Genomic DNA, 12869 nt, shown 5'->3' on the forward strand with positions numbered 1-12869 from the left:
ACCCGAATCACACCCTCCGCATCGCCGCCCTTGCATGGCCGATGCTGATCGGGCAGCTCGCCGTCATTGCCAACGGTGTCATCGATACCGCGATGACGTCCCGGTTTTCCGCCACCGACCTGGCGGCGCTGGCGCTGGGTGCCTCGATCTATATCAGTGTCTTTGTCGGATTGAACGGCGTACTGGCCGCCATCTCGCCGGTGATCGGCCAGCTGTTCGGTGCGGAGCGCTACGAAGACATCGGCGCCGAAGTCAAGCAAGGGGCATGGCTCGCCCTCTTTCTCATGCTTGCCGGCTGTACCGTGCTGCTGTTCCCGCAACCCTTGCTCTCGCTTGCCCACGCCTCTCCGGCACTCAGCGAAAAGGCAACGCTCTACCTGCGCATCCTCGCACTGGCCTTGCCGGCCACCATGGGATTCCGGCTCTATGCATCGCTTAACACCGCGATCGGGCGGCCGAAGATGGTCATGTCGTTGCAGGTCGCTGCGCTTGTCCTAAAGGTGCCGCTCAATGCGCTTTTCATCTTCGGCGGCCTCGGCATTCCCGCGCTCGGTGGTCCAGGATGCGCGCTTGCGACGGGCATCACGGTGTGGCTGACCTTCATCGTCGGTTTCCTCATCCTGCGTTTCAGCGAGTCGTACCACGGCTTCCGAATTTTCGGGAGCGGGTTCGTGCGGCCCAGATGGGAGGCAATGCGCGAGCTGCTCAAGCTCGGCATTCCCATGGGGTTGAGCTATCTGATTGAGGTCACCGCCTTCGCCTTCATGGCACTGTTCATTGCACGCCTTGGAGATACGACTGTCGCGGGCCATCAGATCACGGCCAATTTCGCTACGGTGCTTTACATGCTGCCGCTCTCCATCGCGAACGCCACTGGTACGCTGGTTGCACAATCCATCGGTGCCCGGCAACCGGACATGGCAAGGAAGGTCGGATACGCGGGCATCCGGCTCGCCGCCGTGCTTTCCGTCAGCATTGGATGCATCGTGTGGATCGCGCGCGACCTTATCGTGCGCGCCTATACGCCGAACGAAGCAATCATGGCCATGGCGCTGCCTCTCTTTGCCTTCATCGCGTTTTACCAGCTATTCGATTCGGTACAAGTCACCACCGCCTTTGTACTGCGCGCCTACAAGGTGGCGGTCGTGCCGACGTTGATGTATGCGGTCGCGCTTTGGGGAATCGGCCTCGGCGGCGGATATGTGCTGGGGCTGAATCCGTTCGGTATCAGCCCGGCCGGTCTGCAGGGTGCGGCGGGATTCTGGATGGGCAACAGCGTCAGCCTCGCCCTTGTCTCCGCAGGATTGCTCTGGTATCTGCGCGTCGTGCAGCGCGAGGCTAGACTTTCATCGGCAGAATAACCATCTGCAGGCTCTCGAAATGCAGTCGCCGCTGGATCGCCAGTGCCGCCTGGTTATGCAGCAACCGGGTAAACCAGTTGTCGTGCTCGAAAATCAGCTTGCTCGTGAAGAAGATGGAGTTCGGGTATTCCTTGCTGATGGTTTCGCACAGTTTCGTCACTTCGTTCACCACGTCGGTGCCGAAACCAAGGTAGGCCGACGATGCCATGCCGTGCGAATGACAGAAATCGACGAAGAACTTGAGCGTGGCATTCGCCTCCGCCCGCATCTGTTCGACCGCCCCCTCACCGCCGTACGCATGTGCATCTACAGTACGGGCATTCACGAAGATGAAGTTCTTGAAGTGGCCGGGGAACATGCGCTGCACCCACAGCAAGGCGTGCAAACCGCCGCCACGCGAGGAGCCGACGATGAATACCGCCGTCTGGCTTTCCGGATCCGGATCAACCGGGCCGGCATGCGAGCCGAAAGGCTGGTTGGCGAAGACCTGGTCGACCATGTGGATCGCGTCTTTCGTCTGGTGATAGTGACTGCGGATCCAGATGCACAGTGCCGCGATGGCACCGATGATGACGGCGGCGGCCCACCCGCCAGCCCTGAATTTTTCCACCAGCAGCACGGTCAAAATGCCCGCGCAAATCAGGAAACCGGTCAGCGACAGCAGGAAGCGGCCGAACCAGTATTGCTGGTTGCGGCGGTTCTGCCACCAGTACAGGCACAGGCCGTAGAGGGAAATGGCGAAGGTCAGGAACACCGATACGGAATACAGCACGACCAGCAGCGTCACACTACCGCCAGTCCAGAACAGGATGGCCAACGCAGCGACGCCCATCACGAGGATGCCGTTCTGCGTAACAAGGCGGGTCGAAAGGTAACGGAATTTATGCGGCACCCAGGAGTCAGCCGCCATGTTGGACAGCACGGACGGACCGCCGAGGAAACCGGTATTGGCCGCAACAAACAGCAGTCCGGCCTCGAACGCGAGCACGACGATCAGCAGGATGCGGTTGGTCCAGTCGCTGAACCCGATGCTTTCGATGATCGCCTTGAAGGTGGAAGCGTTGAGCGTCTGCCCGACAACCGGTTTGGCATCCCACAGGAGATAGAGCAAGATGATGCCGCTCGCGGTGAAAGCGAGGGAAAGCGCCATGTAGACCATTGTCATCTTGCCGGTCCGCACGCGCGGTTCGGCAAGGATGTTGACGTTGTTGGAAACGGCTTCGAGGCCGGTGTAGGTACCGCCACCCTGCGAGTAGGCCAGCAGGAGCATGCCGGCGATGCCGATCCAGCCGATGTCCTCTGCCAGGATCGACGTTTCGTTCAGCGTGTTCGGAACAAGTTCAGGCAGGTTGGATGCGTGGGCGAAGATGCCGTAGACGATCAGGACGAAATGGGTCAGGACGAATCCGAGGAAGATCGGCAGCAGCACGCGGATCGCTTCCTTCAGGCCGCGCAGGTTGAGGATGATGAGCACCGCGATGAAGAATGCCTCCGCCCACAACTTGTACGCATGGAATCCGAGCGGCAGCAAGGACGCCAGTGCTTCCACGCCTGCGGCAATCGAAATCGCGATCGTCAGCACATAGTCGAGAATCAGCGCACAGCCCGCGACAAGTCCGAGGTAGGGTCCGACGAGATGCGATGCCACGCGATAGCCGCCGCCGCCCGTCGGGAACAGTTCGATCACCTGGTTGTACGCCAGCGCAATGACGAACACAGTGACGGCGGTGGCGATGGCGAGATACAGGCCGAGCTGCGTATGGGTACCGAGTGCGCGGAAGGTTTCTTCCGGACCGTAGGCCGAGGAGGACAATCCGTCCGCGCCCAGCCCGACCCATGCGAGGAACGCCACCAATGCCAGCGAGTGGCGTGTCTCGGACTTCATCGGATCCAATGCCTTGCCGAGCACGATCTCGCGGATTCTGGACTTCATTCTTTTTTTATGGAGCTGACTAATCGAATCTGGCGATGATACGCCTAACAATTCCCCTCTGCCAACGTTGGCCGGCCTTGCTCTGTTGCTCGATCGCTGCAAATCAGCGATAATGCGCGCTTGTGTGTCGCCGAGATGGCGGAATAGGTAGACGCACGGGACTCAAAATCCCGCGGTGGTGACACCGTACCGGTTCGATTCCGGTTCTCGGCACCAAGAATCAATGCAGTGAATGTGAATACGCACCCATCGAGGTGCGTTTTTCATTTGAGCGAGTTCTTTTTGCAGTGTGTTTATAATGCTGGCAAACTGCACTCCCATCCGGACGGCGCACTGATTGCCGTCACACATCCCCGATGCCTGTTTCTCTCGATAATCTTCTCGTCGTCGGTATTTCGTCGCGCGCCCTGTTCGACCTGGAAACGGAAGAAGCCATTTTCCGCAACGAGGGCCTGGAAGCGTATCGCAAGCACCAGCTGGAGAATGAAGGCGAAATCCTCAAACTCGGTGCGGGTTTCGCGCTCGTGCGCGCATTGCTCAAGCTGAACGCCCTGGTGCATAACCGGCGCTTCGTGGAGGTGGTCATCATGTCCCGCAATTCGTCGGAGACGTCGATGCGCATCTTCAACTCGATCAAGCACTACGACCTGGATATCACACGCGCAGTCCTCTCCGGCGGCGCGCCGCTCTCGCCCTATCTACGCGCGTTCAACGTCAGTCTCTTTCTGTCGCTGCACGAGGATGACGTGCAATCGGCGATCAATTCCGGCGTGGCGGCGGCCAGGCTTTACCAGAAGCCGGAAAACGCCTTTGAAGAGCTCGACCAGATCCGCATTGCATTCGATGGCGATGCCGTAATTTTTTCGGACGAGTCCGAACGCATTTTCCAGACGCAGGGCATCGAAGCCTTTGAACACCACGAACGCGAGAATGCGCTGAAACCGCTGCCCGAAGGCCCCTTCGCCCGGCTGCTCAAGGCACTTTCCTATATCCAGAACAATTTCAAGTCGGCGGACGGGCGTTCGGCGCCGATTCGCACCGCGCTGGTGACCGCGCGCTCGTCGCCCGCCCATGAACGCGTTATCCGCACCCTGCGCGCCTGGGACGTCGCGATCGACGAAACCTTCTTCATGGGCGGCGTCGCCAAGTCCGACGTCCTTGCCGCCTTCAAACCGCATATCTTCTTCGACGACCAGCCCGGCCACTGCGATCGCGCCGCGCCGCTCGTCCAGACTGGCCTGGTCCCCACCCGCAGCATCGCCATCACGCCCGGTACTTGACAAAAGATACTTTCCGGCAAGACGGCCATCGCCTATCTTGAAGAAAGTTGCTTTTTCAAAATAATTCTCTTATTCAACAAATTTTCCGGGGCACGGTAGAATTGCCGCAAGAGAAGTTTCCATATTGCAATTTCATTATTTGCCATGAGCGACGGCGCACCCGCATTGAAGCAACTGAACCGCACCTTCATTGGAAGCGTGCTGTTCATCGACATCGTCGGTTATTCGACGCGCACCGTGCCAGACCAGCTGGAAATGAAGGAATTGTTCAACACGATGCTCGCTGAAGCCGTGCAAAACGTGGTGTCCAGCGAACGCCTGATGGTGGACACCGGCGACGGTGCCGCAATCGCCTTCCTGGGCGATCCGGAAGATGCACTGTTTGCGGCGCTTTCACTACGCGATTCGATTGATGCGGCAGGCAGTGCAGTGGGCGAACCCGGATTCGTCCGCATGGGCATCAACCTCGGACCACTGAAGGTCGTGCGCGACATCAACGGCCACACCAACATGATCGGCGACGGCGTCAACGATGCCCAGCGCGTCATGAGCTTTGCCGACCCCGGACAGGTGATGGTGTCGCATTCCTATTTCGACATCATTTCCCGCTTCTCGCGCGACTATGCGCAACTCTTCGTCTACGAAGGGACGCGCCAGGACAAGCATGTGCGCGACCACGAGGTCTACCGCTTCGGCCCGCCCAAGGATAATGACGACCTGACGGAAAAGCTGCGCGACCGCTCCCGCGCGCGGAACACGCATGCTGATGCCGAACCAGTCCCGGCACAACGAGATGCACAGCAACCCGGCCACCAGTCAGAAGGTAAACGGCTCGGAAACCGAATCGGGCTTCGACCGGGGTTGGTCGCCACTGCGGTCGGCGCTACCACACTTGTCGGCGCAGTATGGTCATGGACAGGCCAGCCTTCCCAGCCGCCGGTTGTGGCCGGCGTCTCAGCGTTTTCCCAGGCTCCTGCACAGGACATCGGTTACCGCCCGCGCGTCGAGCCGGCGAAAGCAGCAGATATCAGGGCAGACGTCAAACTCGCCGCCACGAATCCGGAAGCAGGCAAGAAACCTGTCCGACGCGACGCGACGCCCGATAGCCTCAGCGACAAACCGGAGAATGCGGTCAAGCCGGGCGCGGTCAAGCTTGCCATCCAGCCATGGGGCGAAGTCTATGTCGACGGCTTCAAACGCGGCGTCACGCCGCCCATGAAATCAATCAAGCTCGCCCCCGGCAAGCATCACATCGAGATCCGTAACGGCAGCTTCGCCCCCCACAAGGAAACCATCGAGGTCAAGAGCGGCGGTGACATCACCGTCCAATACGTTTTCTGACCGGAGCACACTTCTATGCAACGCATGAAACTTGTCGCGCTGCTACTGGCCGTCTTCGCCGCCGGCTGCGCGCAAGTCCCGACACAAACCGCCGGCAGCACGACACCCACTCTTTCCGCCCCTGAGGCGCGTTCACAGTACCAGCAGGGGCTGGCAAACTACCGTGAAAGCCGGTTCGAGGCTGCGCAGAGCAATCTTGGGGCAGCGATCGCCAGCGGCACACTCTCCCCTGACGAAGCAAACAACGCGCGCAAGCACCTGGCGTTCATTCACTGCGCCGCTGGACGGGAATTGCCGTGCCGCGAACAGTTCCAGGCAATCCTGCAGGCCGATCCCGGGTTTGACCTGCAACCGGCCGAGTCGGGCCACCCGCAATGGGGTCCGGTGTGGCGCTCCGTGAAGGGGACGGTCGAGGAAAAACGTGCGTTATCGAAGGCAAGCGGTACGAATGCGACGCCGGCCCAGCAGAAGCTGGCCGAGGGCATCAAGAACTATGACGCTGGCCGCTACAAGGACGCACTGGGCGCATTGCAGGCGGCGCTCAAGGCGGGACTACCGGCGGGAGCAGACGAAATCCGCGCACACAAGTACAGTGCATTCGCCTACTGCCTGACCGGGCGCGCGAAACAGTGCCGCGCCGAATTCAAAATGATCTTTGCGATAGATCCGGCATTCGACCTGCTGCCGTCTGAATCCGGGCATCCTGCCTGGTCGTCCGCGTACCGCAGTGAAAAGGCGGCGGCTGCAAAGAAGACGAACTCATCCAGCGCCGACAAGAAACAAGCGCCCGCGCGTTGAGGCGACGCATCAAAGAAAAAGCCGCTCCTTTTGCAAGGAGCGGCTTTTTTACTTCGCAACGCGATGCTTAACGGTCCGCGACGACGTCCATCACGCACAGCGCGGTCATGTTCACGATACGGCGAACAGTTGCCGACGGTGTGAGGACATGGACAGGCTTGGCGCAGCCGAGCAGGACGGGGCCGATGGCGATGCCGTTACCCGCAGACATCTTCAACAGGTTGTATGAGATATTGGCGGCGTCGATGTTCGGCATCACCAGCAGGTTGGCGTCGCGCGTGAGCGGCGAGTCCGGCATCATCGACTTCAGCAAGGCCGGATCAAGTGCGGTGTCACCGTGCATTTCGCCATCGATTTCCAGGTCCGGAGCGCGCTCCTTGATGATCGCCAGTGCGGCACGCATTTTCTTCGCGGATTCGCTGTTGCTGGAGCCGAAATTCGAATGCGACAGCAGCGCAGCGCGGGGAATAATACCGAAGCGGCGCATTTCCTCCGCAGCCAAGATCGTGATCTCGGCCAGCTGTTCCGCTGTCGGATTCTCATTGACGTGGGTGTCGACGATCGCGACCTGGCGGTCCGGCAGGATGAGCACGTTCATCGCGGCGTAGACGTTCGCGCCTTCACGCTTGCCCAGCACCTGATCGATGTAGTGCAGGTGCAGCGGCACGGTGCCGAAGGTGCCGCAGATCATGCCATCGGCATTGCCGCGGCGGATCATCATGGAACCGATCAGCGTGTGGCGGCGGCGCATTTCCAGCTTCGCCCATTGCTCGGTACCGCCCTTGCGGCGGGTAATTGCGAGGTACTCTTCCCAGTACTCGCGATAGCGCTCGTCGTATTCCGGATTGATGGTCTCGAAATCGATGTCCGGGCGCATGCGCAGGCCGAACTTTTCGATGCGTTGTGCCAGAACCGCAGGACGGCCGACCAGGATCGGCTTGGCGAGCTTCTCGTCGATCACCACCTGCACGGCACGGAGTACGCGCTCTTCCTCGCCTTCGGCGAACACGATGCGCTTCTTGCTGGCGGGCGCCTTCTTGGCAATCTGGAAGATCGGCTTCATGAAGGTGCCGGAGCGGTAGACGAACTGCTGCAGGCTGGCTGCGTAAGCGGCCATGTCCTTGATAGGGCGCGATGCCACACCCGACTCTTCCGCTGCCTTGGCGACCGCCGGGGCGATCTTGATCATCAGTCGCGGATCGAAGGGTTTCGGAATCACGTATTCCGGGCCGAAGGACAGGTTGCTAATGCCGTAGGCGGTGGCGACGATGTCGGACTGCTCAGCCTGGGCCAGGTCGGCGATCGCGTGCACCACGGCGATTTCCATTTCGCGCGTGATCGTAGTCGCGCCGCAATCGAGTGCGCCGCGGAAGATGTACGGGAAGCAGAGGACGTTGTTGACCTGGTTCGGGTAGTCGGAACGGCCGGTGGCGATCACAGCATCGTTGCGAACGGCCTTCACTTCTTCCGGCAGGATTTCCGGGGTCGGGTTTGCCAGTGCCAGGATGAGCGGCTTGTCGTTCATCTGCTTGACCATTTCCGGCTTGAGGACGCCGCCAGCGGAGAGGCCGAGGAAAATGTCGGCGCCCGGCATCACCTCAGCCAGCGTACGCGCGCTGGTTTCCTGCGCGAAGCGTTCCTTGTCCGGATCCATCAGCTCGGTGCGGCCCTTGTAGACCACGCCGGCCAGGTCCGTGACGTAGATATTCTTGAGGGGGAAGCCGAGGTCGACGATCAAGTCCAGGCAGGCAAGCGCTGCCGCGCCGGCGCCGGACACGACCAGCTTGCACTCCTCGATCTTCTTGCCGACAACTTTCAGGCCGTTCAGCATCGCCGCGCCGACGATGATCGCGGTACCGTGCTGGTCATCGTGGAAGACCGGGATCTTCATGCGTTCGCGCAGCTTGCGCTCGATGTAAAAGCACTCTGGCGCCTTGATGTCTTCGAGGTTGATGCCACCGAACGTCGGTTCCAGTGCCGCAATCACGTCGATCAGCTTATCCGGATCGCCTTCGTTGATCTCAATATCGAACACGTCGATACCGGCGAACTTCTTGAACAGCACGCCCTTGCCCTCCATCACTGGCTTCGAAGCGAGCGGGCCAATGTTGCCCAGCCCCAGCACGGCGGTGCCGTTGGTGATCACGGCAACAAGGTTGCCGCGGGCGGTGTATTTGAAGGCGTTGGCGGGGTCGACGACGATTTCTTCACAGGCGGAAGCGACACCGGGGGAATAGGCTAGCGCGAGGTCGCGCTGGTTGGTGAGCTGCTTGGTGGGGGTGACGCTGATTTTTCCGGGGGTGGGAAATTCGTGGTACTCGAGAGCGGCCTGGCGAAGCTGTTGGCGGAGTTCTTCTTTTTGGTCGGGAGATTCCATGATGTGGCCGTCCTTTTTAGCTTACGGAAAGCTTACGATTTTATCAGATGAAAATAGGCGTTCTTATACGTATTTATCCTAGTCGATACAGGCATCGAGTGAGTTTTCCTTCGAAAAAAACGAAGAATCCTGAGCAGGATCATTGGAAATACTATTAACTATCAAAAACATAGAAACAATCAATTTTATTTATTAATACGCGATAACTATCATTCTCTTCAAGTTGATTGCATTCAACCGGACACCCACAGGAGAGAAAAATGGCAAACCAACATTCCGTCACCATCCAGAACCTCGAAGCCGCGTTCGCCGGCGAATCGATGGCCCATATCAAATACCGTTATTTCGCCAAACTCGCCCGCGAAGCCGGCGCAGAGGACGTCGCGAAGATTTTCGAGGAAACCGCCGAGCAGGAAGTCATGCACGCATTTGGTCACCTCGACCTCCTGTATCCGAAAGCAAAGCTCTCCCCGGTGAAGGCCCTGGAAATCGCCATTGAAGGCGAGACCTATGAGTACACCGAGATGTATCCGAAGTTCCGCCATCTCGCCGTCCAGGAAGGCAACGACGCCGCGGTCGCCGAATTCGACGAGCAGATTGCGGAATCGAAGGAGCACGCCGACAACTTCCGCCGCACGCTGGAGATTGCTGCCAAGCGCTTCGCCGCGCTGGCCAAGGTCGAGGAACGTCATGCAAACAACTACCGCAAGGTACTTGCAGCAGCGGCGAAGTAAGGTTCCAGGCACATTCACGACACAAGACACAGGAGGATCATCATGAAGACATACCAATGCATCGTTTGCGGTTTCATCTATGACGAAGCGGCCGGCATGCCGGAAGAAGGGATTGCGCCGGGCACGCGCTGGGACGACATCCCGGCCAATTGGGAATGCCCGGACTGCGGCGTGGCAAAAGCAGATTTCGAGATGGTTGAAATCTGAGCGCCCAGCCGCTCACGATACCGACAAGGAAAACATGAAACCCGTCATCATCATCGGCACCGGCCTCGCCGGCTATACCCTGGCCCGCGAGTTCCGCAAGCTGGACAAGAACACTCCGCTGTTCATCCTGACGGCGGACAACGGCGGCTTTTACTCGAAGCCAATGCTGTCGAACGCGTTTGCACAAGGCAAGCGCGCCGAACAGCTTGTCACGCAAACCGCCGTCCAGATGGCCGGGCAACTGTCCGCGACAATTATGACGGGCACGCGCGTTGCCGCGGTCGATACGCGGGCAAAGACGGTGGAAACCAGCAGCGGCACCTTCCCCTATGACAAACTCGTGCTTGCCGTCGGCGCGCAGCCAATCCGCCTTGCCATCAACGGCGATGCCGCGGAGGAAGTGCTGTCGGTCAATCACATCGACGACTATGCGCAATTCCGTCAGCGCCTTGGCGAACAGTCGCGGGTCGCCATCCTCGGTGCAGGACTCATTGGATGCGAATTCGCGGACGACCTGGCTGGGGCACGCCACCGTGTCGCCGTCATCGACCCGAATGAACGTCCGCTCGCTGCACTTGCCTCGCCGGCCTTGTCGCATGGACTACAGGGGGCGCTTACGCAGCGAGGCGTCCAATTTTGCCTTGGTACGACGGTCACGCGGGTCGAGCGCAAGAATGACGCGCTTGGCGTCGCGTTGGCGGACGGCCGCAGTCTTGAGGCAGATGTCGTGCTCTCCGCGGTCGGGCTGCGTCCGGACCTGCGTCTGGCCCATGCATCCGGGCTGGACACAGGCCGCGGCATCGTCGTTGACGCGCAGGGGCGCACTAGCGCGCCGGATGTATTCGCCCTTGGCGACTGCACTGAATACACGACCGAATCCGGTACCCGCGTTCTGCCCTACGTCGCCCCGATCATGGCCGCCGCGCGGGCCATTGCACGCACGCTTTCCGGCGAGGCGACTGACATTGCACTCAATCCGTCGCCAGTCATCGTGAAGACGCTCTCCTTCCCGCTTGCACTGATGCCGCCCCCAACCGCCCCGAAGGCGGATGGCGCGTGGCACGAAACGCGGTACGGAGAACGCGTCGTCTGCCGTTACTACAACGGCGAGGGCACGATGGTGGGATTCGGGGTTGCGCCGCAGGAAGCGAGTATCCGCCAGTCCTTGCTTGCCGAACTGGGATCGAGCAGGGTCACGCTGGCTGCCTGATGCGAGAAGAGCAAGCGCGATTGGGTACAATCGCGTCATGCTTTCCGAATTCGACCTCATCGCGCAATACTTCACCCGTCCGGTGCGAGAAACCGCGCGTGTTGCATTGGGCGTGGGGGACGACTGTGCTCTGGTCTCCCCTGCTCCCGGCATGCAGCTGGCCATTTCCTCCGACATGCTGGTGGAAGGCCGCCACTTTTTCCCTGACGCGGAGCCGCGTTCGCTGGGCCACAAATGCCTGGCAGTCAATCTTTCCGACCTTGCCGCAATGGGCGCCAGGCCCGTGGCGTTCACACTGGCACTGGCGCTGCCCGAAGCACGCGCTGAATGGTTGGCGCCATTTTCCGAGGGCATGCTTGCCCTTGCCGATCTGCACAACTGTGAACTGGTCGGCGGCGACACCACGAAGGGACCGCTCAACATCTGCATCACCATCTTCGGAGAAGTTCCTCCCGGACAGGCGTTGCGCCGTGACGCGGCACTGCGGGGGGACGACATCTGGATTTCCGGCTCGTTGGGCGATGCGCGGCTGGCGCTGGCGGGTTACAGGGACGAACTGACGCTGCCGCAAAAAACGCTCGCCGACGCTGCACCGCGCATGCACGCGCCGACGCCGCGCGTCGCCCTCGGCCTTGCATTGCGCGGGATCGCGTGCGCCGCAATCGACATTTCCGACGGACTGATAGGCGATCTCGGCCACATCCTCGCCCGCTCCCGGGTCGGCGCCACGCTGTTTGCCGACGAACTGCCTGCCGGCGCCGCTCTTGCAAGCCAGGACCGTGAACTGCGTCGGCGCTTTGCGCTCGCAGGCGGCGACGATTACGAACTCTGCTTTACCGCATCCGCCGAGCGGCGGGATGAAGTCCTGGCAGCCGCGCAGCTGTCCGGCACGCCGGTGACCCGGGTCGGCCGGATCGACGACGCCGCGGGACTGCGCCTGGTCGATGCAGCCGGCGCGCCGCTCGACCTTCAGCTGGCATCCTTTGACCATTTCGCCTCGCCATGACCACACTCGATCCCGGACAGACCGCTTACGTCACCAAACCTACCGCGCGCTTCATGCTGTCGCATCCGGCCCATATCCTTGCGCAGGGGTTCGGCAGCGGCCTGTCGCCTGTCGTCCCCGGCACGACGGGCACGCTGTTCGGCTGGCTGGCTTTCGCCGTGCTGACCATGCGCTGGCCTGACATCTTCAACCAGCAGAACTGGGTCATCCTCATCACCGCCGGATTCGTGATCGGCATCTGGGCCTGCCACAAGACTGGCCAGGACATGGGCATTGCGGATCACGGCAGCATGGTGTGGGATGAAATCATCGCGTTCTGGATCGTGATGCTGGTACTGATGCCGGCCAGTTTCTCGACGCAGTTCTGGGCCTTCCTCTGGTTCCGTTTCTTCGATATGGTCAAGCCGGCGCCGATCGGGTATTTCGACCGGCGTTTCAAGGGCGGCTTTGGCGTCATGTTCGACGACCTGGTGGCGGCCTTCTATACCTTGCTGCTCTTTGCGGTCTGGCGTTCGCTGTAAAAAAAAGCGCGGCCGGTTTGGCCGCGCAAGCTCGAACTCTCACTCCTCGCAAAAGGCCTGCGTCGCACCGCTGGCCATGCTGAGTGCCATTCTGCGCCAGG

The 12869-nt window shown here is 60.6% G+C and carries 11 protein-coding genes and 1 tRNA gene; 10 read left to right on the forward strand and 2 right to left on the reverse strand.

Annotated elements, in window-relative coordinates; all coding sequences use genetic code 11:
- Nucleotides 1–41: 41 nt before the first annotated feature.
- The gene (locus tag ACNOHI_RS17160) at nucleotides 42–1361 is read left to right on the forward strand and encodes an MATE family efflux transporter (protein WP_420476170.1); all 1320 of its coding nucleotides are present in this window, start codon (nucleotides 42–44) and stop codon (nucleotides 1359–1361) included.
- On the opposite strand, the gene ACNOHI_RS17165 is transcribed toward ACNOHI_RS17160, so the two are convergent.
- Nucleotides 1339–3294, reverse strand: coding sequence for an APC family permease (locus tag ACNOHI_RS17165; RefSeq protein ID WP_420475905.1), 1956 nt, complete (start codon nucleotides 3292–3294; stop codon nucleotides 1339–1341). The two genes, ACNOHI_RS17160 and ACNOHI_RS17165, sit on opposite strands and share 23 nt — an antisense overlap.
- A 129-nt stretch (nucleotides 3295–3423) precedes the next feature.
- On the opposite strand from ACNOHI_RS17165, the gene ACNOHI_RS17170 reads away from it, so the two are divergent.
- The 4 genes from ACNOHI_RS17170 (at nucleotide 3424) to ACNOHI_RS17185 (ending at nucleotide 6713) form a co-directional block, all read left to right on the forward strand.
- Nucleotides 3424–3510: transfer RNA gene (locus ACNOHI_RS17170), tRNA-Leu, on the forward strand.
- Between the two features lie 140 nt (nucleotides 3511–3650).
- Complete coding sequence (locus ACNOHI_RS17175; RefSeq protein ID WP_420475906.1) at nucleotides 3651–4574, forward strand: 5'-nucleotidase; 924 nt, start codon at nucleotides 3651–3653, stop codon at nucleotides 4572–4574.
- A 144-nt stretch (nucleotides 4575–4718) separates the two neighbouring features.
- Nucleotides 4719–5915 (forward strand): PEGA domain-containing protein, encoded by a 1197-nt coding sequence (locus ACNOHI_RS17180; protein WP_420475907.1) that lies wholly within the window; start codon nucleotides 4719–4721, stop codon nucleotides 5913–5915.
- Between the two features lie 15 nt (nucleotides 5916–5930).
- Nucleotides 5931–6713, forward strand: a complete 783-nt coding sequence (locus ACNOHI_RS17185; RefSeq protein WP_420475908.1) for a TssQ family T6SS-associated lipoprotein — start codon at nucleotides 5931–5933, stop codon at nucleotides 6711–6713.
- Nucleotides 6714–6780: 67 nt separating this feature from the next.
- Here ACNOHI_RS17185 and ACNOHI_RS17190 read toward each other — a convergent pair whose 3' ends face one another.
- The gene (locus ACNOHI_RS17190; RefSeq protein WP_420475909.1) at nucleotides 6781–9090 is read right to left on the reverse strand and encodes an NADP-dependent malic enzyme; all 2310 of its coding nucleotides are present in this window, start codon (nucleotides 9088–9090) and stop codon (nucleotides 6781–6783) included.
- Between the two features lie 260 nt (nucleotides 9091–9350).
- On the opposite strand from ACNOHI_RS17190, the gene ACNOHI_RS17195 reads away from it, so the two are divergent.
- The 5 genes from ACNOHI_RS17195 to ACNOHI_RS17215 are packed head-to-tail and all read left to right on the forward strand — an operon-like array spanning nucleotide 9351 to nucleotide 12768.
- Complete coding sequence (locus ACNOHI_RS17195; protein ID WP_420475910.1) at nucleotides 9351–9824, forward strand: rubrerythrin family protein; 474 nt, start codon at nucleotides 9351–9353, stop codon at nucleotides 9822–9824.
- A 42-nt stretch (nucleotides 9825–9866) separates the two neighbouring features.
- The gene (locus tag ACNOHI_RS17200; protein WP_420475911.1) at nucleotides 9867–10031 is read left to right on the forward strand and encodes a rubredoxin; all 165 of its coding nucleotides are present in this window, start codon (nucleotides 9867–9869) and stop codon (nucleotides 10029–10031) included.
- Between the two features lie 34 nt (nucleotides 10032–10065).
- The gene (locus ACNOHI_RS17205; RefSeq protein WP_420475912.1) at nucleotides 10066–11241 is read left to right on the forward strand and encodes an NAD(P)/FAD-dependent oxidoreductase; all 1176 of its coding nucleotides are present in this window, start codon (nucleotides 10066–10068) and stop codon (nucleotides 11239–11241) included.
- Nucleotides 11242–11278: 37 nt separating this feature from the next.
- Entirely contained in the window at nucleotides 11279–12247 is a 969-nt protein-coding gene (gene thiL / locus ACNOHI_RS17210) for a thiamine-phosphate kinase (RefSeq protein ID WP_420475913.1), read from the forward strand.
- A complete protein-coding gene (locus ACNOHI_RS17215) occupies nucleotides 12244–12768 on the forward strand; it encodes a phosphatidylglycerophosphatase A (RefSeq protein ID WP_420475914.1) in 525 nt (174 codons plus the stop codon). Before thiL ends, ACNOHI_RS17215 begins: the two co-directional genes overlap by 4 nt.
- Nucleotides 12769–12869: the final 101 nt, after the last annotated feature.

Origin of the sequence: Noviherbaspirillum sp. ST9 (assembly GCF_048799745.1) — a bacterium.
Classification (GTDB): Bacteria; Pseudomonadota; Gammaproteobacteria; order Burkholderiales; family Burkholderiaceae_D; genus Noviherbaspirillum.